Source organism: Escherichia sp. AM3 (assembly GCF_032029835.1).
Taxonomy (GTDB): Bacteria; Pseudomonadota; Gammaproteobacteria; order Enterobacterales; family Enterobacteriaceae; genus Escherichia; species Escherichia coli.
Genome location: NZ_JAVUPQ010000072.1, coordinates 1 through 20513 on the forward strand (window position 1 = coordinate 1; position 20513 = coordinate 20513).

Sequence of the window (20513 nt, forward strand, 5' to 3'; positions counted from 1 at the left end):
CGGTGGAGCTGCATGACAAAGTCATCGGGCATTATCTGAACATAAAACACTATCAATAAGTTGGAGTCATTACCCTCGCTCTGAACTCATAATAAATTCTATGGTTCTCCAGGCTACTGAAAACCAGATACAGAACTTAACTCCTTTTATTGATTCAGATAAAGCTCCTCGCCAGCCAATAGCGAGTTCCAGAACTTGAGGCGCTCGTGAAGAGAAAATATATTTACCGAGCTTTTCTAAAAGCCAGGGGCTGGATGTTGTGATTTTTATATATTTCTCTCCAAGTATTTCAAAGTAACTTGCTTTTGTATACTTTAAGGCATTAAGGTTAAATATAATTTTCCCATTGTCATCAAACTCAGTCATTAATTTACCCGCGTTAACTAACCAGGCGAGTGTATCTTTTATACCTGAAGGATGTGTAGTGATAAAATGAATGTAATCAAATGATGTTATTGGGCTGAGTATTTTTTTTGCAACATCAAGTGTCAAGAGAATAACATGATGAGTGTTCTGATGCCTTAACTCATCAATGAGTGGGACGTCGTTAAGATAAGGGTGCTGAGGTACTAGCTGGTTTATCGGCTGAGCCCCCCGAAGAATGTCACCCACATAATCAGCCCACTGTGCATTCTGTGTGTTGTTGTTATTCCTTAAACCAGCCATTTTATCTCTCCGCAATAGTAATTTATTATGTTATTACAGTAAGTTACTGTACACGATCCTGCCATTTACTCATTGCATTCGTACCGGCTAACGTATGCTCCCAGGAAATATCTTCATAAATAAAGGCAATTCTCTCCTGTGGTTCCAGTTCTTTTTCCAGGACAGCATGCGGTGTGACAAAATCAATACTTGATATTCGGGCTTTTGACAGATTTATTTTATAATAAGGCTGGTAAATACCCGCTTTACTGGTTCGGTAGAGTATAAATTCACATATTGCCATTTTTTCATTGTCACTAAGTGCTTTTGCCAGCAATGGTGAGGATTTATCAACCGGTTTGGTGATAATTAATTCATGATGATTGACATTTTGACTTCTTGAGATGGAATGCATTAACGCATAAACCATGATCTGATCTTTATGTTCTGGCTGCGCTTTGTTTCCGACAGAATCAAGCGTTGAGCAACCTGCTGAAATTAGCCCTTGTGTCTCTCCACTCAAAGATAAATAACTTATATTTGCCATGATAATCTCCTTTAATTAAATAATTATTTTTCGGCCGTGGTACCGGTTGCCGCCTCTGGCATGACGTTATTCTTCAGCAGCAGCCAGCGGCTTAACACGCCTTCGAGTCGCTCATTAATTTGTTTTTCCAGCGCATCTGTATTCTGCTTCTGCGCACGGGCATCATGGTACTGCGTCAACAGAGACTCAACGGGTGTTTCCTGCCCCAGTCCCCGCTCCGCCTGCCAGATGACATTTTTGATATAGGAAAGGGTTAGTCCCTCTTTCTCGCGCTGCATCACTAGATCTGCAAAAGCATGTAAGTCCTGGCGGGTCTGCAACCAGCCACGCAACTGCGGGCTACTCTGTGCGCGGGTTTTGAGTGCCTCATTCCATTGTGTCGAGGCCTGTTGCTGTTGCAGGCTTTCCGGCCAGCGACTGTCGGCAACACGCATCATCTGCATCCCGGTTTCCAGCGGCTGTACCGGGGAGGTATCAAGAAGTTGTTGCAGCCTGCGCTCATAGTTTTCGAGTTCAGGTGAGGCCATCCACACCGTTGCTGCGCCCTGAGCGGTGTCGTTAACCTGTAACAGTTGCTGCTGCACCGGATACCCAGGAATCCATCGCCGTCAGTTCAACCAGTTCATCGCGCTGTTTTACAAAATAGCTTTGCAGGCCGTAACGGGTAAGAAACTGTGGAACAACCAGTTTGTTGTCATCGGCAGATGTAAACACCTGGTCAAAGGTTGGCCCTACCTGGTCACGCAGATTGAGGTCGGCAGGAAGAACGCCCAGCGCCCGCGTTTTCAGGCTCTGGTAAACCCGCTGGTAGACAGGCAGTTTGCTCAGTTCTTTCTGTGCTGATACCACGGGCTTGTCATATGGCGTCCAGCGGCTGATGGCGTCACCGTCGCCCGCCTGACGCTCTGCATGCCAGTCAGTATGAGCCAGCGCGTAGTCAAGATGGGACATCAGTTGTGCCTGGATATCGCGCTGGCCGTGGAATTTTTCGCTCCAGCGTTTTGCCATATACTGCTTCACCACCTCATTGTTACGTCCGCTTTTGTCCTCCAGCATTCGCATTACGCGCAGCACCGCGAGTTTTTCTTCACTCTCCGGCGGCGCGGCGTTCATCGCTTTGACCAGCCCGTTAAACAGCGAGGGCAGGTACTGCTGCTGCGCAAGCTGTACCAGCCCCGCCTCTTCCGTCAACTGTGCGGCAAGGTACTGGCGGTGAAACTGATCGCGGGGATCGCCTTCGGGTAGCATGTCCAGATATCGCAGCGCCGCCTCCAGACCCTGCTCAGCAAAACAGGCTCTGGCTGCCTTCGATTCCTCACCGATTTGCGCAACCGGTGCAACTTTGGCGTCGGGCGAAGCTGCCAGCCATTGTTTCGTCTGCTCACTGATAAACGGTGTGTGGTCATTAAACAGCAGCCCGGTAAGCTGGGGTAACGGTATCCGGCTGGAGGCGGTGTGGCTGACACACGACCCGGCATACCCGGATGAACAGCCGACTGCGCCGCTGGCGCGCTACACGTACACGGCCAGCGGAGAACTGCGGGCGGTGTATGACCGCAGCGGGACGCAGGTTCGCGGGTTTACTTATGATGCGGAGCACGCCGGGCGGATGGTGGCACACCATTAACCGCATCGCGGAAGATGCGCACTATGTCTACCGCCACGATGAATACGGCAGGCTGGCGGAGAAGACGGACCGCATCCCGGAAGGGGTGATACGGATGCACGACGAGCGGACCCACCACTACCATTACGACAGCCAGCACCGTCTGGTGTTCTACACGCGGATACAGCACGGCGAACCACAGGTGGAGAGCCGGTACCTCTATGACCCGCTGGACCGCCGGACGGGAAAACGGGTATGGCGGCGGGAGCGTGACCTGACGGGGTGGATGTCGCTGTCGCGTAAACCGGAGGAGACCTGGTACGGGTGGGACGGTGACAGGCTGACCACTGTACAGACCCAACAGACAAGAATCCAGACGGTATACCAGCCGGGAAGCTTCACGCCGCTCCTGAGAATCGAAACAGAGAATGGCGAACAGGCGAAGGCGCGGCACCGGAGCCTGGCGGAGGTGTTGCAGGAGGACACGAGGGTGACGCTACCGGCGGAGCTGGCGGTGATGCTGGGAAGGCTGGAGCGGGAGCTGCGGCAGGGCAGCGTGAGTGAAGAAAGCCAGCAGTGGCTTGCACAGTGTGGGTTGACGGCGGAACAGATGGCGGCGCAACTGGAGGCGGAATACATCCCGGAGAGGAAACTTCATCTTTACCACTGTGACCACCGTGGGCTGCCGCTGGCGCTTATCAGCCCGGAAGGGGAAACGGCGTGGCAGGGGGAGTATGACGAGTGGGGAAACCTGCTGGGCGAGGAAAGCGCGCAGCACCTTCAGCAGTCACTCCGTCTGCCGGGACAGCAGTATGATGAGGAGTCGGGGCTGTACTACAACCGCAACCGGTACTATGATCCGTTGCAGGGGAGATATATCACCCAGGACCCGATAGGGCTGGAGGGGGGATGGAACCTGTATCAGTACCCACTCAATCCTATTGAACATATAGATCCGTTGGGGTTAGCACTTGATTTGAATTATTATTCTCCGTCAGATCCTATATATAAAGGTTCTCTTAATGTAAGGGAATTTCCAACGGGTTTTACAGTTGGAGGTCATGGTTCGCCTACATCTATGAGTGATGACAGAATCAAAAAAGGAAGTGATCTGACAATAAAACAATTAGCTAGCGACATAAGAGCGAATCCTAAATATCATGAAGGTATGCCTGTAGTCTTGTTTTCCTGCGAAACAGGAAAAGGCAAAAATTCATTTGCACAGAAACTAGCTAACGAACTTGATGCTACAGTGATTGCTCCTGATGAAATAATATGGATTTGGCCGGATGGAAACTATGCTATTATGGGGCAAACAGCTAGGATAACAATAGGCGGTAAGGACAACGGGGCGTTTGAATTGGTGCCAGACGAGAAACAACCAGGGGACTTTCATAAATTTACACCTACAGGAAGCAAATAGTAATGAAAGTATTTACTTTTTTGTTGATTATCATGGTATGTCTTTATAACTTTGGAGTGAGGGCTGCTATGGATAACTCAAAACATTCTGATGAGGCGGAAAAATTATTGGCGGAGCTTTCTGCTAGAAAAGGTGAAGGTGAAGGTGAACCAAAATCAACAGTAAGCGTCTTTTATTTGCAGCCAGAAGAAGTAAATACTTTATCACACCAGGCAAAACGAGGCGATGGCGAGGCGGGTTTTAGGTTGTTCTTGTACTACAAGTTGTCCAATTATGATGAAGAAAAAAGTAGTCAGTGGTTAAAAATAGCGGCTAATAATGGTCATGCGACAGCTCAGTATCGGTTATATGTAGAGTTACAAGAACAAGGTGAAACCAAGGAAGCTAATGAATGGTTACAAAAAATTAAATTGGCTGCCAGTAATAATGACAGTTCAGCAATATGGTTCTTGGTGAATTGTTATAAAAACCAGGGAAATAAAAAAGAAGCATTGCAATGGGCATATAAACTCAAAGCGAGTAAACAGCCGCTTGATGCAGATCGACTAATTGAAGAATTAACGAAAGAACAAAAGTAGCTTTAAACAGGTAACAGAAAAATGGAGAGTAGAAAAACTTTACCAGTCGCTACAACACCTACACACAAAATTACGTTTACGACGACTGCAACAAGCTCATCAAAGCGCAAGTTGAAACCAAAACTGGCATCTTCGTCGCCGGTTATCATTACGATGTACTTGGCAGATGCATCAAAAGTCGCAAGAGAAAAGATGAAAATATAGCTTTTTGTATCATTAAGTATGTGGCCAGCACATGACTCGGCATAGATCTTATGACTAAGATTCTACACCCCAAACCTAAGTATGGGCCTAAGAAGCCGTTTGGTTCATTTTTTATATCTCCAGCATTTTAGTGGATGGAGCTTATGAAAATAATAAGGTTATTATTGCTGGCTTGTTCGATAACCATTCATTTTTTTATTGTAAAAGAACATGTATTTAAAATATTCAATCAACATGCTTATTATTTTTTGTTTGCTTTTTATGTTTTGATAGTGTTCTGTTTTTTGTTATTTTTTAAAAGATCTTTTATTGTTGATTTAATAGCTTGTATAATAATTCCTTATATTTCTTCTGTCATAAGTTTCTTGTTTTTGTCCATGTTAATATCTCCTCACCTCAGGGAAAGATCACCTAACGCCGCTTTTTTGTACTAAATAATTCGCACTAAATGTTCAATAATTGAGATATTCCTTATTATCTAAAACTGTTTTTCACAGCTTACATATGATCAAATACTCCTTGCATAAATAAGGAGAACAAAATGGAACTTAAAAAATTGATGGAACATATTTCTGTTATTCCCGATTACAGACAAGCCTGGAAAGTGGAACATAAATTGTCAGATATTCTACTGTTGATTATTAGTGCCGTTATTTCTGGTGCAGAAGGTTAGGAAGATATAGAGGATTTTGGGGAAACACATCTCGATTTTTTGAAGCAATATGGTGATTTTGAAAATGGTATTCCTGTTCACGATACCATTGCCAGAGTTGTATCCTGTATCAGTCCTGCAAAATTTCACGAGTGCTTTATTAACTGGATGCGTGACTGCCATTCTTCAGATGATAAAGACGTCATTGCAATTGATGGAAAAACGCTCCGGCACTCTTATGACAAGAGTCGCCGCAGGGGAGCGATTCATGTCATTAGTGCGTTCTCAACAATGCACAGTCTGGTCATCGGACAGATCAAGACGGATGAGAAATCTAATGAGATTACAGCTCCCCCTGAACTTCTTAACATACTGGATATTAAAGGAAAAATAATCACAACTGATGCGATGGGTTGCCAGAAAGATATTGCAGAGAAGATACAAAAACAGGGAGGTGATTATTTATTCGCGGTAAAAGGAAACCAGGGGCGGCTAAATAAAGCCTTTGAGGAAAAATTTCCGCTGAAAGAATTAAATAATCCAGAGCATGACAGTTACGCAATCAGTGAAAAGAGTCACGGCAGAGAAGAAATCCGTCTTCATATTGTTTGCGATGTCCCTGATGAACTTATTGATTTCACGTTTGAATGGAAAGGGCTGAAGAAATTATGCGTGGCAGTCTCCTTTCGGTCCATAATAGCAGAACAAAAGAAAGAACCCGAAATGACGGTCAGATATTATACCAGCTCTGCTGATTTAACTGCAGAGAAGTTCGCCACAGCAATCCGAAACCACTGGCACGTGGAAAATAAGCTGCACTGGCGCCTGGACGTGGTAATGAATGAAGACGACTGCAGAATAAGAAGAGGAAATGCAGCGGAATTATTTTCAGGGATACGGCACATTGCTATTAATATTTTGACGAATGATAAGGTATTCAAGGCAGGGTTAAGACGTAAGATGCGAAAAGCAGCCATGGACAGAAACTATCTGGCGTCAGTCCTTGCGGGGAGCGGGCTTTCGTAATCTTGCCTTGGATCAAATACTCCTTACATAATTAAGGAGAACAAAATGGAACTTAAAAAATTGATGGAACATATTTCTGTTATCCCCGATTACAGAAAAGCCTGGAATGTGGAACATAAATTATCGGATATTCTACTGTTGACTATTTGTGCCGTTATTTCTGGTGCAGAAGGTTGGGAAGATATAGAGGATTTTGGGGAAACACATCTCGATTTTTTGAAGCAATATGGTGATTTTGAAAATGGTATTCCTGTTCACGATACCATTGCCAGAGTTGTATCCTGTATCAGTCCTGCAAAATTTCACGAGTGCTTTATTAACTGGATGCGTGACTGCCATTCATCAAATGACAAAGACGTCATCGCGATTGATGGAAAAGCACTTCCACACTCCTATGATAAAAGTGGTCGCAGGAGAGCGGGCTTTCGTAGTCTTCCCCGACTCTCCCCAGCCCTAAACACAACCCCCACTCACCGCAACCTAAACTCATCCGCATCCTGCCATGCCGGAAACTTTTCTCTATATTCCCGCAATGCCATCATCGACAGCTCCGCATCAATGCGCGTTGCCTGATGCGCGTCGGCAGTAGCGATAATCTCGCCTTGTGGATTAATCACCCGGCTGTCACCGCGATAATGGCAGCCGTTGCCATCGCTGCCGACGCGATTGCATCCCGCCACATACGCCTGATTCTCAATCGCGCGGGCCGTCAGCAATGCCTGCCAGTGCAGAGAGCGCGGAGCAGGCCAGTTGGCGACGTACAGGGCGAGGTCATAATCGTTGAGATTGCGCGACCACACAGGAAAACGTAAGTCGTAGCACACCAGCGGCAAAATACGCCAGCCGCGCCATTCCACAATCACTCGCGCATTGCCCGATTTATAATGTAGATGCTCATCTGCCATGCGGAACAGATGACGCTTATCATAAAAATGTACCGTGCCGCCCGGCTCAACCAGCAAAAAGCGGTTAACCGAACCAGACTCCGTTTGTAATGCAACACTGCCTGCAATCAGCGCATTGCACTGCTGCGCCTTAGCTGTCATCCAGTTCACTACGTCATCTTGTGCTAGCGACGAAGCTGCCGCTTCCATGGCAAAGCCGCTGGTAAACATCTCCGGTAGAACGATCACATCGCGCCCGGTAATACCTTCCAGTTGACGATCAAAATGACGCAGGTTGGCAGGACCATCCATCCACACCAGTGGTTGCTGCAAAAGCGTAATCTTCAAACCAGGCACGGTGTACAACTCCTTTATGCGAAGGGTTTTATAACTTTAACACCTTATCAGGCAGTTGCCTTAGCGCAGAATAAATTGATAACAAATGCTGATATTGGAAATATCTGATTTGCAAATTATCGTGTTATCGCCAGGCTTTAGGAGGTTAATAACATGGGCAGGATAAGCTCGGGAGGAATGATGTTTAAGGCAATAACGACAGTCGCCGCTCTGGTCATCGCCACCAGTGCAATGGCGCAGGATGATTTAACCATTAGCAGCCTTGCAAAGGGCGAAACCACCAAAGCTGCATTTAATCAGATGGTACAAGGGCATAAGCTGCCTGCCTGGGTGATGAAAGGCGGTACTTATACTCCCGCACAAACCGTAACGTTGGGAGATGAGACGTATCAGGTGATGAGCGCGTGCAAACCGCATGACTGTGGCTCGCAACGTATCGCTGTGATGTGGTCCGAGAAATCTAATCAGATGACGGGGCTGTTCTCGACTATTGATGAGAAAACGTCGCAAGAGAAACTCACCTGGCTGAATGTGAACGATGCGCTTTCGATTGATGGTAAAACGGTGTTGTTCGCGGCGTTGACCGGCAGCCTGGAAAACCATCCGGATGGCTTTAATTTTAAATAATTAGCGGATAAAGAAACGGAGCCTTTCGGCTCCGTTATTCATTTACGCGGCTTCAACTTTCCGCACTTTCTCCGGCAACTTTACCGGCTTCGTCGCCAGCTCTTCCGGATCAAAGTCATCAACGTTAATACTGCGCAGACGGCTTTCTTCAGCTTTCACCAGAATAGCGGCTTCATCTTTATCAATCAGCCCCTTCACCAGCGCGTTGTGCGCCAGTTCATCCAGACGGGTAAACGGCAGGTTTTTACCCAGCTCTTTACAGATCCGCTGATGAATTGGGTCGGCGGCAATCACATCCACCAGCGCCTCTTCCAGCAAGCCAACCGGATTATGCTCGCTCGGCGTCAGGTACTGACCGCGACCAATGCGGGAACGGGTGGCGTTCGGCACTTGTAAAATCTTCGCCACTTTATGATCCAGCTTGTCAGAAGGTGCCAGATAATGACGTCCGGTCGGGAAGATCACCACATTCAGCAGCCCGGCAACCACGCGGTTCGGGAAGTTTTGCAGTAAATCATCCATCGCCTGTTCAGCCTGATACAGCGCATCTTGTACGCCCCAGTGCACCAGCGGCAGGTCGGCTTCATTACGGCCTTCGTCGTCATAACGCTTCAGCACGGCAGAGGCGAGGTAGAGCTGGCTTAAAATATCCCCCAGACGGGCCGAGATGCGCTCGCGACGTTTCAGGCTGCCGCCCAGCACAGCCATCGAGACATCAGAAAGCAGGGCGAGGTTGGCGCTCAGGCGGTTCAGGTGCTGATAGTAGCGTTTAGTGGCATCGCCGGTTGGCGTGCTGCTGGTTAAACCGCGCGTCAGGCCCAGCCAGAAGCTGCGAACTTTGTTGCTACCGACGTGACCGATATGTTTGAACAACAGTTTATCGAACGCGTTGACGTCATTGTTCTTCGCCGCTTCCATCTCTTCCAGCACGTACGGATGGCAACGAATCGCTCCTTGTCCGAAGATCATCATGCTGCGGGTCAGAATGTTAGCCCCTTCAACGGTGATGGCAATCGGTGCGCCCTGGTAAGCACGCGCCAGGAAGTTGCTTTGCCCGAGCATAATGCCTTTACCGCCGGTAATATCCATCGCATCAATAATCGACTGCTGCCCGCGGTGGGTACAGTGATACTTAACGATAGCCGACAGCACGGCAGGTTTTTCGCCGAACATAATGCCGTAGGTAATCAGCGATGCCGCAGCATCCATCACGTAGGCATTACCGGCAATACGCGCCAGCGGCTCTTCAATCCCTTCCATCTTACCAATAGAGATTTTGAACTGACGGCGAATGTGAGCATACGCGCCGGTTGCCAGCGCTACCGATTTCACGCCGCCGGTTGAGTTGGAAGGCAGGGTGATGCCGCGGCCTACCGAGAGGCACTCCACCAGCATCCGCCAGCCTTGCCCGGCCATTTTCGGCCCGCCGATGATGTAATCGATCGGCACGAAGACATCTTTACCGCGCGTCGGTCCGTTCTGGAACGGTACGTTCAGCGGGAAGTGGCGACGACCAATTTCCACGCCCGGCGTGGTGGTTGGGATCAGCGCACAGGTAATGCCTAAATCTTCTGCACCGCCGAGTAATTTTTCCGGGTCGGAGAGTTTAAACGCCAGCCCAAGCACGGTCGCAATCGGTGCCAGCGTAATGTAGCGTTTGTTCCAGGTCAGACGCATCCCCAGCACCTGCTGGCCCTGCCATTCGCCCATGCAGACAATCCCGGTGTCCGGAATCGCGCCCGCATCGGAACCCGCTTCCGGGCTGGTCAGTGCAAAGCAGGGGATCTCCTGACCACGCGCCAGACGCGGCAGATAGTGATCTTTCTGCTCGTCAGTGCCGTAATGTTGCAACAGTTCGCCCGGGCCTAATGAGTTTGGCACGCCGACGGTAATCGCCAGGATCCCGCTCACGCCGGAGAGTTTTTGCAGCACGCGAGACTGGGCATAAGCCGAGAACTCCAGCCCGCCGTACTCTTTTTTGATGATCATCGCGAAGAAACGATGCTCTTTAAGGTACGCCCACAACTCCGGCGGCAGATCCGCCAGCTCATGGGTGATCTGGAAATCATTCGCCATCCGGCAGGCTTCTTCTACCGGGCCGTCGAGAAACGCTTGCTCTTCGGCGGTCAGGCGCGGCTGCGGATAGTTATGCAGCTTTTTCCAGTCCGGCTTGCCCTGGAACAAGTCGCCCTCCCACCAGGTGGTGCCCGCATCAATCGCTTCTTTCTCAGTGCGCGACATCGGCGGCATCACCTTACGGAAACCGCGAAATACCGGCGCGGAAATCATCGACTTACGCATAGGCGCAAAGTTAAATGGCACGAGGATAATGGCCAGAGGCACCAGTACCCACGCCGACCACAGACCAGCAACGCCGAGGGCGGCTGTCCAGGCGAGCAAAATCAGACTGCTGATAAATAAGCTCACGCGGTGATAGAACAACGCGCCGAGCAGGACAACCGTAGCGAGAATACTCAAAATCATCATAACGAAAAGCCCCTTACTTGTAGGAGGTCTGACCACTTGTGATGATATGGTTGTAGTGGATGTAAAAACATTTAGCAATGTGTTTACAATATAATTACAACAAAGCTCACATTGTTGCTGTTTTTATCCGCACTTCAGGTCAAAAAGTCCTGGTCATAGCACCTGCCCGTACTTCTCGCTTTTGGCGGTATCCGGTACACTGCATTTTGTCTATTACATTTATGCTGAAGGATATCCTCATGTACCAGGATCTTATTCGTAACGAACTGAACGAAGCGGCGGAAACGCTGGCTAACTTTTTAAAAGATGACGCCAATATTCACGCCATTCAGCGCGCGGCGGTCCTGTTAGCAGACAGCTTTAAAGCCGGTGGCAAAGTGCTTTCCTGCGGCAACGGCGGTTCCCATTGCGACGCTATGCACTTTGCCGAAGAGTTGACCGGTCGCTACCGTGAAAACCGTCCGGGCTACCCGGCGATTGCTATTTCTGACGTTAGTCATATTTCCTGCGTCGGTAATGATTTCGGTTTCAATGATATTTTCTCCCGCTACGTTGAAGCGGTAGGTCGCGAAGGCGATGTACTGCTGGGGATCTCCACCTCCGGTAACTCTGCAAACGTGATCAAAGCGATCGCAGCGGCGCGTGAGAAGGGGATGAAAGTGATCACCCTGACCGGTAAAGACGGCGGCAAAATGGCTGGCACGGCGGATATCGAAATTCGCGTACCGCACTTTGGTTATGCCGACCGCATTCAGGAGATTCACATTAAAGTGATCCATATCCTGATCCAGTTGATTGAAAAAGAGATGGTTAAGTAAGTCTGGCGTAGGCCGGATAAGACGTTTACGCCGCATCCGGCATTTGTGCGCTGATGCCTGATGCGACGCTGACGCGTCTTATCATGCCTACAAATCTGTACGCGAACCGTAGGCCGAATAATGCGTTCACGCCGCATCCGACCTGAAAATTCTTAAATCAATCTTCGCCGGGGGCCATGCGCTCCCGCTGTTGTGGAGGTTACCCATGTGCGAATTGCTCGGGATGAGCGCCAACGTCCCTACCGATATCTGCTTTAGTTTCACCGGGCTTGTACAGCGTGGTGGTGGAACCGGGCCACATAAAGATGGCTGGGGCATTACCTTTTACGAAGGTAAAGGCTGTCGCACATTTAAAGATCCACAACCCAGCTTTAATTCCCCCATCGCCAAACTTGTCCAGGACTACCCGATAAAATCCTGTTCGGTGGTGGCTCATATTCGCCAGGCTAATCGGGGCGAGGTGGCGCTGGAAAATACTCACCCGTTTACCCGCGAGTTATGGGGGCGTAACTGGACTTATGCCCATAACGGGCAACTGACGGGCTACAAATCACTGGAAACCGGCAACTTCCGCCCGGTCGGTGAAACCGACAGCGAAAAAGCCTTTTGCTGGCTCCTGCATAAATTAACGCAGCGTTACCCGCGCACGCCGGGCAACATGGCGGCAGTGTTTAAATATATCGCCTCACTGGCGGATGAACTGCGGGCGAAGGGCGTTTTCAACATGCTGCTTTCGGACGGTCGCTATGTAATGGCGTATTGCTCGACTAATTTACACTGGATCACCCGCCGCGCGCCGTTTGGCGTGGCAACGTTGCTGGATCAGGATGTGGAAATCGACTTCAGCTCGCAGACCACACCGAATGATGTGGTCACGGTGATTGCGACACAGCCGCTGACGGGCAATGAAACCTGGCAAAAAATTATGCCAGGCGAATGGCGCTTATTTTGCCTCGGGGAGCGTGTAGTTTGATGCCAGTTGTGGCTGCACCACTTCGTGGCTTAACGGCTTGCTGACCACGTAACGGCCATTGACCACAGAAACGGTCGGTGGCTTACGGGTTTGCTCAAAGTAGTCGTAGCCCGGCTTCAGCTGCTCCCAGAAGTCCTTAAAGTTGGAATATTTATGGCGCTTCATATTGGCGTCGGTCATGCGGAATGGGTAAATACTCACCTGCACGCTCGGCTGACCAAACACCAGCGCACCAGTAACGAACTGGAAGATCTCATCAATACCCTGATTGGTCATCGCGTAGCAGCCGATGGAAACACAATCGCCGTGGATCATCAGATATTTCCCTTCATAACCATGCGCACGGTCATAGGCATTGGGGAAACCAATATTAATCGCTTTGTAGTAACGGCTGTCTGGTTTTAACTGATTACGCTGGACGCTATAAAACCCTTCCGGGCTTTTGAAATCGCCCTGACGCTGTTTTGGCCCTAAGCCGCCGGAATATTTACAGATTTTATAGCTGTCGAGCAGTTGATATTGCTCGCCCATTTTGACGTAGAGATCGAGCGTACGTTCTTCCTTGAAGATCTGGATGTAGACAGGGGATCCCATCAACTGCTGCTTATACTCTTTGCTCACTGGCGTGGTCGAGCTACTGCTGCCCAGCAAACCGGCAAACGAAACGCACGGGATCAACAACATCGCAAGAATTAATGCGATTTTACGCATACTGCTTATTCCTTGATAAAACGGTTACACACGCCAGGACGGCAAAATGGATCCCAAATCGGAATAGTCTGGATTTGGAAGGCTCACATTATCACCAAAAGAGTTTTACGCAAGCCTGTCGGCGCAGGGTTTACAAATTTCATCGGAAGCGGGCTTTACCCAAATAGCGCCGCGTGAGTTCCAGTTCTCTCAAATCGTAAAAGTTTATCGGTAAGTTTGTAAATCAGGATCCAGTCCGGTTCGACATGAGCATCGCGATAACCTTTCCATGAACCTTGCAGCGGGTGGTCTTTATAAACAGCTGGAAGCGGTAAAGTATTATTGATAAGAAGCGTCATAAGATATTTCAATTTATTCATATCCTTATGACGCTTTTGTGCAAGTTTTACATCCTTTGAAAATTGTCCCGAGTATTCAATATCCCTTTGAATCATATTTAAATTCCTAATTTATCAAATAAATCATCGGCGTCTTTGGCCTTATGAACATCAACGCCAGCTTCGCTGTTTTTAATTGATTGAATGGTTAATTGATTAGGCTCGCGTAAATCAAACGGCAATGCCTTTTCACGCGCGACTTTTGTGAGGGTTATGCGAACCAGGTCAGAGATGGTCAGCCCCATCCCGGCCAGTACGTCCGCCGCCTGATTCTTCAGATCTTCATCGATTCGGGCGCGAACAAACGCGTTAGCAGCCATTGGGGTATCTCCTGTGCTGTATATTTATTCAGCTTGAATTGTAGCTCAAATGAGCAACAGCGACAATCCATGAGTAATTTAATAAACGGATGTTTTTACATAATTAACTGAAATATATTTATTAATTTTATAATAATGGTTTATTAAGTTTGTTCTGGTACGGGCCGGGATACACTGCAACATCAATGCATGACCAGCCATTATTGAGAATGTCCTTGCCGTCGATTCCCTCTTTTGTGTTGTCGGGATTACTGTTGCTTTGCTTGCCGTTTTCTTCATTTGCCAGCGCCACCACATCACATATCTCTTTCAGCTACGCCGCCCGCCAGCGGATGCAAAACCGTGCGCGTTTATTAAAACAGTACCAAACCCATCTGAAAAAACAGGCCAGCTATATTGTGGAAGGCAATGCCGAAAGCAGAAGGGCGCTACGCCAGCACAACCGCGAACAGATAAAACAGCATCCAGAATGGTTTCCTGCACCGCTCAAGGCGAGTGACAGACGCTGGCAGGCGCTGGTGGAGAATAATCATTTCTTAAGCAGCGACCATCTGCATAACATCACCGAAGTGGCGATTCACCGCCTGGAACAGCAACTTGGCAAGCCTTACGTCTGGGGCGGCACGCGGCCCGATCAAGGCTTCGACTGTAGCGGGTTAGTTTTTTATGCCTACAACAAGATCCTCGAGGCGAAGCTCCCACGTACGGCCAATGAGATGTATCACTATCGCCGGGCAACGATTGTGGCGAACAACGACCTGCGCCGGGGAGATTTGCTGTTTTTCCATATCCACAGCCGCGAGATTGCCGACCATATGGGGGTGTATCTGGGCGACGGTCAGTTTATTGAGTCACCGCGCACCGGGGAAACCATTCGGGTAAGTCGGTTAGCTGAACCTTTCTGGCAGGATCATTTTTTGGGCGCGCGGCGGATATTGACGGAAGAGACGATTTTGTAGGACGGATAAGGCGTTTACGCCGCATCCGGCGGTGGTGCGCAGATGCCTGATGCGACGCTGACGCGTCTTATCATGCCTACAAATCTGTGCGTTTTTGCGAGCCGCTTTCCTGTTATTCCATCACCTCATTGCCGACCTTTCCTTTTCTTCTTACCGTTGAGAAAAAGGAGTCGCCATGTCTGAATATCGTCGTTATTACATCAAGGGGGGAACCTGGTTTTTCACGGTGAATTTACGCAATCGTCGAAGCCAACTCTTGACCACCCAGTACCAGATGCTCCGTAACGCCATTATTAAAGTTAAGCGAGACAGGCCTTTTGAAATCAACGCCTGGGTCGTTTTGCCAGAGCATATGCATTGCATATGGACATTACCTGAAGGCGATGATGATTTTTCCTCTCGCTGGCGGGAAATTAAAAAGCAATTTACCCATGCTTGTGGATTGAAAAATATCTGGCAACCACGTTTTTGGGAGCACACCATCCGCAATACCAAAGATTATAGGCATCATGTTGATTATATTTATATAAATCCAGTAAAGCATGGTTGGGTAAAGCAAGTGAGTGATTGGCCATTCTCAACGTTCCATCGCGATGTCGAGCGAGGGTTATATCCCATCGATTGGGCGGGGGACGTAACGGATATAAATGCTGGCGAGCGTATCATTTTATAATTATGCGCAGATGCCTGATGCGACGCTGGCGCGTCTTATCGTGCCTACAAACTTGTGCCGCATCCGGCAATTGTGCGCGGATGCCTGATGCGACGCTGGCACATCTTATCATGCCTACAAACCTGCGCCTGAACGGTAGGCCGGATAAGGCGTTCACGCCGCATCCGGCGGTTATGCACCGATGCCTGATGCGACGCTGACGCGTCTTATCATGCCTACATCAACGCCCCCATAATCTTCAACTCCAGCTCATCCGGCACTTCGTTATACGACAGCACATGCAGCCCCGGCGCAAACAACCTTGCATAACGCGCCAGCAAAGGGCGCAGCTGCGGTGGCACCAGCAGCACCGGGTCTTTCCCCGCCGCTTTCATCTGCTCTTTCACCTGTGGCATCGTGCTCTGGAACTGGTTGAGCATATTCGGGTCCACTGGCACGCTGTCAAGCATCACTTTCCCGCCCTGTTGCGCCTGATTCACCACATTGGTCAGCAGATTTTCCAGTTCATTATTCAGCGTATACACCGTCAGCTCCTGCTTGCGAACGAACGGATGGGTAATGCTGCGCCGCAGCGCCAGGCGCACATCAGCTGCCAGCAGAATATGATCTTTGGTCACCGCGCTACTGGCGACCAGCACGGTGGCGATGGTGACGATATCGCGCAGGGAAACGCCTTCGGTCAGCAGCGCCCGGTACACTTTCAGCAACTGGCTGTAATTGAGCGCCGCGCTTAAATCTTCCGCCAGGCGCGGTGCCATCGACGCCAAACGGTTATGCAACTGCGTAATATCATCATAGTTAAACAAATCAGGAATATAGCTGCGCACAATCTTGTTCACATGGGTAGCAATCACGCTGGCGCTGTCGATCACCTGATACCCCATATTCAGCGCCTTCGCCTTCTGCGCAGGCTGGATCCAGGTGACCGGCATCCCATACGCCGGGTCGTTCCCCAGCACGCCGTCAATCTCGCCGTAGGTTTCGCTGGAGGGCAGGGCCATCAGTTTATCCGCCGGAATATCCGCTTCATCAGCCTTAATGCCGTTGATGAAAATAGCGTACTGGCTGGGCTTAAGGCGGAAGTTTTCCCGAATGCGGATCTCCGGCAGCAGCACGCCGTTGCCGTCAGAAATCACCTGTCGCACGCCGCGAATACGCTGGGTGAGCGGGTTGCCCTGGGCTTTGTCCACCAGCGCCACCAGCTTGTAGCCGAGGCTTAAGCTGATGGGCTCGATCAGCGGAATGGTTTCCCAACTGACCTGTTGCTCGCTGGTTTCGGTGATGGTGCGGGTCAGCGTTTCGAGACTTTTCTCTTCCGCTTCCGCCGCCTGCGGGCGTTTGCTCATCCGCCAGCCGGTAAAGCCAAGCAGGGCGCTGAACAGCAAAAACGGCAGATGCGGCATTCCCGGCACCATCGCCAGCACAAACATAATCCCGGTAGCGGTGTAGAGCACCGACGGGCTTGCCAGCAGCTGGTGGCGCACGTCATGGGCGATATCGCCGTTGTCGCTGACGCGGGTGACGATAATCGCCGCCGTGGAGAGCAGCAGGGAAGGGATCTGCGCCACCAGGCCGTCGCCGATGGTCATCAGCACATACTGCTGGAAGGCAGCATCGGCGCTCAGGTTGTATTTGAAGATCCCGATACAGACGCCGCCGATCAGGTTGATCGCCAGAATCATCATCCCGGCGATGGCGTCCCCGCGCACAAACTTCGATGCCCCGTCCATCGCGCCGTAGAAATCGGCCTCGCTGGCAACATCTTTACGCCGGGTTTGCGCCTGCGCCTGGTTGATCAATCCGGCGTTAAGATCGGCGTCAATCGCCATCTGTTTGCCGGGCATCGCGTCTAAGGTAAAGCGGGCAGAAACCTCGGAAATACGCTCGGCCCCTTTGGTGACGACAATAAAGTTGATTGTCAACAGCGTCAGTAAATCCGAGCGTGAAAGCATTATCGCCGCGCTGCACGGGCAGTCGATTTTTAACGGTGGTGGGCTGTCGCCGTTAAATAAAATCAGCCCGTCTCATCCGCCAAAACCTGCCACCGTGGCGGTGCCGGAAGAGACGGAGAAAAAAGCGCGCGACGTCAACGAGAAAACGGCGCTGCTGAAGAAGAAATCCGCCACCGAGCTTGGCGAGCTGGCAACCAGTATCAACACAATTGCCCGTGATGCGCATATGGAAGCGAATCTGGAGATGGAGATTGTTCCCCAGGGATTGCGCGTGCTGATTAAAGATGACCAGAATCGCAATATGTTCGAACGCGGCAGCGCGCAGATTATGCCGTTCTTTAAAACGCTGCTGGTGGAGCTCGCGCCAGTGTTCGACTCGCTCGATAACAAAATTATTATTACCGGGCATACCGATGCGATGGCCTACAAAAACAATATCTACAACAACTGGAACCTTTCGGGTGACCGCGCGCTTTCGGCTCGTCGGGTGCTGGAAGAGGCCGGAATGCCGGAAGATAAAGTGATGCAGGTAAGCGCAATGGCGGACCAGATGCTGCTGAACGCGAAGAATCCGCAAAGTGCGGGTAATCGGCGCATCGAGATTATGGTGCTGACCAAAAGTGCGTCCGATACGCTGTATCAATACTTTGGTCAGCATGGGGATAAAGTGGTGCAGCCGCTGGTGCAAAAGCTGGATAAGCAGCAGGTGCTTTCGCAGCGAACGCGCTAAATGCTGAATCTTTACGCATTTCTCAAACCCTGAAATCACTGTATACTTTACCAGTGTTGAGAGGTGAGTAATGCGTAAAATCATTCATGTGGATATGGACTGCTTTTTCGCCGCAGTGGAGATGCGCGACAATCCCGCCCTGCGCGATATCCCTATTGCTATTGGCGGCAGCCGCGAACGTCGGGGGGTGATCAGCACCGCCAATTATCCCGCGCGTAAATTTGGCGTACGTAGCGCTATGCCGACAGGGATGGCGCTCAAATTATGCCCGCATCTCACCTTGCTTCCGGGGCGCTTTGACGCCTACAAAGAAGCCTCAAATCATATCCGCGAAATCTTCTCGCGCTACACCTCGCGTATTGAACCGTTGTCACTGGATGAGGCTTATCTCGACGTCACCGATAGCGTCCATTGCCACGGTTCTGCGACCCTCATCGCCCAGGAAATCCGCCAGACGATTTTCAACGAGCTGCAACTGACGGCGTCTGCGGGCGTGGCACCCGTAAAGTTTCTCGCCAAAATCGCCTCCGACATGAATAAACCCAACGGCCAGTTTGTGATTACGCCGGCAGAAGTTCCGGCATTTTTACAAACCTTACCACTGGCAAAAATCCCCGGCGTCGGCAAAGTCTCGGCGGCAAAACTGGAAGCGATGGGGCTACGAACCTGCGGTGATGTACAAAAGTGTGATCTGGTGATGCTGCTTAAACGCTTTGGCAAATTTGGCCGCATTTTGTGGGAGCGTAGTCAGGGGATTGACGAGCGCGACGTTAACAGCGAACGGTTGCGAAAATCCGTCGGCGTGGAACGCACGATGGCGGAAGATATCCACCACTGGTCTGAATGTGAAGCGATTATCGAGCGGCTGTATCCGGAACTTGAACGCCGTCTGGCAAAGGTAAAACCTGATTTACTGATTGCCCGCCAGGGGGTGAAATTAAAGTTCGACGATTTTCAGCAAACCACTCAGGAGCACGTCTGGCCGCGGCTGAATAAAGCTGACTTAATCGCCACCGCGCGTAAAACCTGGGATGAACGCCGCGGCGGGCGCGGTGTGCGACTGGTGGGGCTGCATGTGACGTTGCTTGATCCGCAAATGGAAAGACAACTGGTGCTGGGATTATGATGTATACTATTATGTCTATTCTGGTGTGCATTATTATGAGGGGATCACTGCATGCATCGAATTCTCGCTGAAAAATCGGTCAATATTACTGAGTTACGTAAAAACCCAGCTAAATACTTTATTGATCAACCGGTTGCGGTTCTTTCTAATAATCGCCCCGCAGGATATCTCTTAAGTGCCAGCGCATTCGAAGCGTTAATGGACATGCTTGCTGAACAAGAGGAGAAAAAGCCCATAAAGGCGCGCTTCCGTCCAAGTGCTGCAAGATTAGAGGAAATTACACGCCGAGCTGAAAAATATCTTAATGATATGACGGATGATGATTTCAATGACTTTAAGGAATAAGGATGCGGGTATTCAAAACAAAACTTATTCGCCTGCAACTTACAGCAGAGGAACTTGATGCGTTAACGGCGGATTTTATTTCCTATAAGCGTGACGGTGTTTTGCCAGATATATTTGGTCGCGATGCACTCTACGACGACTCGTTTACCTGGCCATTAATCAAATTTGAGCGAGTTGCTCATATTCATCTGGCAAATGTGAATAATCCATTTCCGCCACAGTTGCGCCAATTCAGCAGAACGAATGACGAAGCGCATTTGGTATATTGTCAGGGTGCGTTTGATGAGCAAGCATGGTTGCTCATTGCCATTCTGAAACCTGAACCTCATAAACAGGCTCGAGATAACAACCAAATGCATAAAATTGGGAAAATGGCAGAAGCGTTTCGCATGCGTTTTTGAATTTATATTATGAATAACGGTGATGCTGCCAACTTACTGATTTAGTGTATGATGGTGTTTTTGAGGTGCTCCAGTGGCTTCTGTTTCTATCA

17 protein-coding genes and 8 pseudogenes are annotated in these 20513 nt (G+C 49.8%); 14 read left to right on the forward strand and 11 right to left on the reverse strand.

Going from position 1 to position 20513, the window contains the following annotated elements; genetic code table 11:
* Nucleotides 1–2 precede the first annotated feature (2 nt).
* Entirely contained in the window at nucleotides 3–59 is a 57-nt protein-coding gene (locus tag RTW80_RS31535) for an IS1 family transposase (RefSeq protein WP_003032489.1), read from the forward strand.
* A gap of 16 nt (nucleotides 60–75) precedes the next feature.
* Here RTW80_RS31535 and RTW80_RS19430 read toward each other — a convergent pair.
* The 5 genes and pseudogenes from RTW80_RS19430 to RTW80_RS19450 all read right to left on the reverse strand — a co-directional run.
* Nucleotides 76–666 (reverse strand): annotated as a pseudogene (locus RTW80_RS19430) (hypothetical protein); the annotation flags it as partial.
* 43 nt (nucleotides 667–709) lie between these two features.
* On the reverse strand, nucleotides 710–1192 hold the full coding sequence (locus RTW80_RS19435) for an Hcp family type VI secretion system effector (RefSeq protein ID WP_001284199.1): 483 nt from the start codon (nucleotides 1190–1192) through the stop codon (nucleotides 710–712).
* A 23-nt stretch (nucleotides 1193–1215) separates the two neighbouring features.
* Nucleotides 1216–1794, reverse strand: a pseudogene (locus tag RTW80_RS19440) (VasL domain-containing protein); the annotation flags it as partial.
* A pseudogene (locus RTW80_RS19445) lies at nucleotides 1760–2359 on the reverse strand (ImcF-related family protein); the annotation flags it as partial. The pseudogenes RTW80_RS19445 and RTW80_RS19440, both read right to left, overlap by 35 nt.
* A pseudogene (locus RTW80_RS19450) lies at nucleotides 2339–2626 on the reverse strand (type VI secretion system domain-containing protein); the annotation flags it as partial. The pseudogenes RTW80_RS19445 and RTW80_RS19450, both read right to left, overlap by 21 nt.
* 191 nt (nucleotides 2627–2817) lie before the next feature.
* Between RTW80_RS19450 and RTW80_RS19455 the strand changes: the two are divergent.
* From RTW80_RS19455 to RTW80_RS19470, 4 genes and pseudogenes are all read left to right on the forward strand, one after another.
* Nucleotides 2818–4221: pseudogene (locus RTW80_RS19455) on the forward strand (RHS repeat-associated core domain-containing protein); the annotation flags it as partial.
* A gap of 68 nt (nucleotides 4222–4289) precedes the next feature.
* On the forward strand, nucleotides 4290–4799 hold the full coding sequence (locus RTW80_RS19460; RefSeq protein ID WP_001419315.1) for a sel1 repeat family protein: 510 nt from the start codon (nucleotides 4290–4292) through the stop codon (nucleotides 4797–4799).
* Between the two features lie 745 nt (nucleotides 4800–5544).
* Nucleotides 5545–6681, forward strand: a pseudogene (locus tag RTW80_RS19465) (ISAs1 family transposase).
* 45 nt (nucleotides 6682–6726) lie between these two features.
* A pseudogene (locus RTW80_RS19470) lies at nucleotides 6727–7101 on the forward strand (ISAs1 family transposase); the annotation flags it as partial.
* A gap of 50 nt (nucleotides 7102–7151) precedes the next feature.
* Here the strand turns inward: RTW80_RS19470 and yafV are convergent.
* Complete coding sequence (yafV, locus tag RTW80_RS19475) at nucleotides 7152–7922, reverse strand: 2-oxoglutaramate amidase (RefSeq protein ID WP_001741226.1); 771 nt, start codon at nucleotides 7920–7922, stop codon at nucleotides 7152–7154.
* Between the two features lie 180 nt (nucleotides 7923–8102).
* Here yafV and ivy point away from each other — a divergent pair, with 180 nt between their 5' ends.
* The gene (ivy, locus tag RTW80_RS19480) at nucleotides 8103–8549 is read left to right on the forward strand and encodes an Ivy family C-type lysozyme inhibitor (RefSeq protein ID WP_001308392.1); all 447 of its coding nucleotides are present in this window, start codon (nucleotides 8103–8105) and stop codon (nucleotides 8547–8549) included.
* 42 nt (nucleotides 8550–8591) lie between these two features.
* Here the strand turns inward: ivy and fadE are convergent, their stop codons facing one another.
* Complete coding sequence (fadE, locus tag RTW80_RS19485) at nucleotides 8592–11036, reverse strand: acyl-CoA dehydrogenase FadE (RefSeq protein ID WP_063119152.1); 2445 nt, start codon at nucleotides 11034–11036, stop codon at nucleotides 8592–8594.
* Between the two features lie 239 nt (nucleotides 11037–11275).
* Here fadE and lpcA point away from each other — a divergent pair, with 239 nt between their 5' ends.
* Both lpcA and RTW80_RS19495 read left to right on the forward strand, forming a co-directional pair.
* On the forward strand, nucleotides 11276–11854 hold the full coding sequence (lpcA, locus tag RTW80_RS19490; RefSeq protein ID WP_000284050.1) for a D-sedoheptulose 7-phosphate isomerase: 579 nt from the start codon (nucleotides 11276–11278) through the stop codon (nucleotides 11852–11854).
* Between the two features lie 205 nt (nucleotides 11855–12059).
* Complete coding sequence (locus RTW80_RS19495) at nucleotides 12060–12827, forward strand: class II glutamine amidotransferase (RefSeq protein ID WP_000333379.1); 768 nt, start codon at nucleotides 12060–12062, stop codon at nucleotides 12825–12827.
* On the opposite strand, the gene dpaA is transcribed toward RTW80_RS19495, so the two are convergent.
* From dpaA to dinJ, 3 genes are all read right to left on the reverse strand, one after another.
* Nucleotides 12798–13538, reverse strand: coding sequence for a peptidoglycan meso-diaminopimelic acid protein amidase (gene dpaA / locus RTW80_RS19500; RefSeq protein ID WP_001225679.1), 741 nt, complete (start codon nucleotides 13536–13538; stop codon nucleotides 12798–12800). The genes RTW80_RS19495 and dpaA overlap by 30 nt on opposite strands.
* A gap of 155 nt (nucleotides 13539–13693) precedes the next feature.
* On the reverse strand, nucleotides 13694–13972 hold the full coding sequence (gene yafQ / locus RTW80_RS19505) for a type II toxin-antitoxin system mRNA interferase toxin YafQ (protein ID WP_000615979.1): 279 nt from the start codon (nucleotides 13970–13972) through the stop codon (nucleotides 13694–13696).
* Nucleotides 13973–13974: 2 nt separating this feature from the next.
* Nucleotides 13975–14235 (reverse strand): type II toxin-antitoxin system antitoxin DinJ, encoded by a 261-nt coding sequence (gene dinJ / locus RTW80_RS19510; RefSeq protein ID WP_000729704.1) that lies wholly within the window; start codon nucleotides 14233–14235, stop codon nucleotides 13975–13977.
* 209 nt (nucleotides 14236–14444) lie between these two features.
* Between dinJ and RTW80_RS19515 the strand changes: the two genes are divergently transcribed.
* Nucleotides 14445–15194, forward strand: coding sequence for a C40 family peptidase (locus RTW80_RS19515; protein ID WP_001301253.1), 750 nt, complete (start codon nucleotides 14445–14447; stop codon nucleotides 15192–15194).
* A 175-nt stretch (nucleotides 15195–15369) separates the two neighbouring features.
* Nucleotides 15370–15867: an REP-associated tyrosine transposase RayT gene (rayT, locus tag RTW80_RS19520; protein WP_000006261.1), complete on the forward strand. Its 498-nt coding sequence runs from the start codon at nucleotides 15370–15372 to the stop codon at nucleotides 15865–15867.
* Between the two features lie 215 nt (nucleotides 15868–16082).
* Here rayT and RTW80_RS19525 read toward each other — a convergent pair.
* Nucleotides 16083–17798, reverse strand: a pseudogene (locus tag RTW80_RS19525) (flagellar biosynthesis protein FlhA); the annotation flags it as partial.
* Between RTW80_RS19525 and lafU the strand changes: the two are divergent.
* From lafU to yafO, 4 genes are all read left to right on the forward strand, one after another.
* Complete coding sequence (gene lafU, locus RTW80_RS19530; RefSeq protein ID WP_072132640.1) at nucleotides 17764–18549, forward strand: putative lateral flagellar export/assembly protein LafU; 786 nt, start codon at nucleotides 17764–17766, stop codon at nucleotides 18547–18549. The pseudogene RTW80_RS19525 and the gene lafU sit on opposite strands and share 35 nt — an antisense overlap.
* Before the next feature lie 70 nt (nucleotides 18550–18619).
* The gene (gene dinB / locus RTW80_RS19535; RefSeq protein ID WP_001226164.1) at nucleotides 18620–19675 is read left to right on the forward strand and encodes a DNA polymerase IV; all 1056 of its coding nucleotides are present in this window, start codon (nucleotides 18620–18622) and stop codon (nucleotides 19673–19675) included.
* Between the two features lie 51 nt (nucleotides 19676–19726).
* Entirely contained in the window at nucleotides 19727–20020 is a 294-nt protein-coding gene (gene yafN, locus RTW80_RS19540; protein ID WP_000554757.1) for a type I toxin-antitoxin system antitoxin YafN, read from the forward strand.
* A gap of 2 nt (nucleotides 20021–20022) precedes the next feature.
* A complete protein-coding gene (yafO, locus tag RTW80_RS19545; RefSeq protein ID WP_001263493.1) occupies nucleotides 20023–20421 on the forward strand; it encodes a type II toxin-antitoxin system mRNA interferase toxin YafO in 399 nt (132 codons plus the stop codon).
* The last annotated feature ends 92 nt before the right edge of the window (nucleotides 20422–20513 follow it).

Coding starts and splice junctions, on each gene's coding strand:
- RTW80_RS19435 (WP_001284199.1), bottom strand. CDS start 1,192: ATGGCAAATATAAGTTATTTATCTTTGAGTGGAGAGACACAAGGGCTA.
- RTW80_RS19460 (WP_001419315.1), top strand. CDS start 4,290: ATGGATAACTCAAAACATTCTGATGAGGCGGAAAAATTATTGGCGGAG.
- ivy (WP_001308392.1), top strand. CDS start 8,103: ATGTTTAAGGCAATAACGACAGTCGCCGCTCTGGTCATCGCCACCAGT.
- fadE (WP_063119152.1), bottom strand. CDS start 11,036: ATGATGATTTTGAGTATTCTCGCTACGGTTGTCCTGCTCGGCGCGTTG.
- lpcA (WP_000284050.1), top strand. CDS start 11,276: ATGTACCAGGATCTTATTCGTAACGAACTGAACGAAGCGGCGGAAACG.
- RTW80_RS19495 (WP_000333379.1), top strand. CDS start 12,060: ATGTGCGAATTGCTCGGGATGAGCGCCAACGTCCCTACCGATATCTGC.
- dpaA (WP_001225679.1), bottom strand. CDS start 13,538: ATGCGTAAAATCGCATTAATTCTTGCGATGTTGTTGATCCCGTGCGTT.
- yafQ (WP_000615979.1), bottom strand. CDS start 13,972: ATGATTCAAAGGGATATTGAATACTCGGGACAATTTTCAAAGGATGTA.
- dinJ (WP_000729704.1), bottom strand. CDS start 14,235: ATGGCTGCTAACGCGTTTGTTCGCGCCCGAATCGATGAAGATCTGAAG.
- RTW80_RS19515 (WP_001301253.1), top strand. CDS start 14,445: ATGTCCTTGCCGTCGATTCCCTCTTTTGTGTTGTCGGGATTACTGTTG.
- rayT (WP_000006261.1), top strand. CDS start 15,370: ATGTCTGAATATCGTCGTTATTACATCAAGGGGGGAACCTGGTTTTTC.
- dinB (WP_001226164.1), top strand. CDS start 18,620: ATGCGTAAAATCATTCATGTGGATATGGACTGCTTTTTCGCCGCAGTG.
- yafN (WP_000554757.1), top strand. CDS start 19,727: ATGCATCGAATTCTCGCTGAAAAATCGGTCAATATTACTGAGTTACGT.
- yafO (WP_001263493.1), top strand. CDS start 20,023: ATGCGGGTATTCAAAACAAAACTTATTCGCCTGCAACTTACAGCAGAG.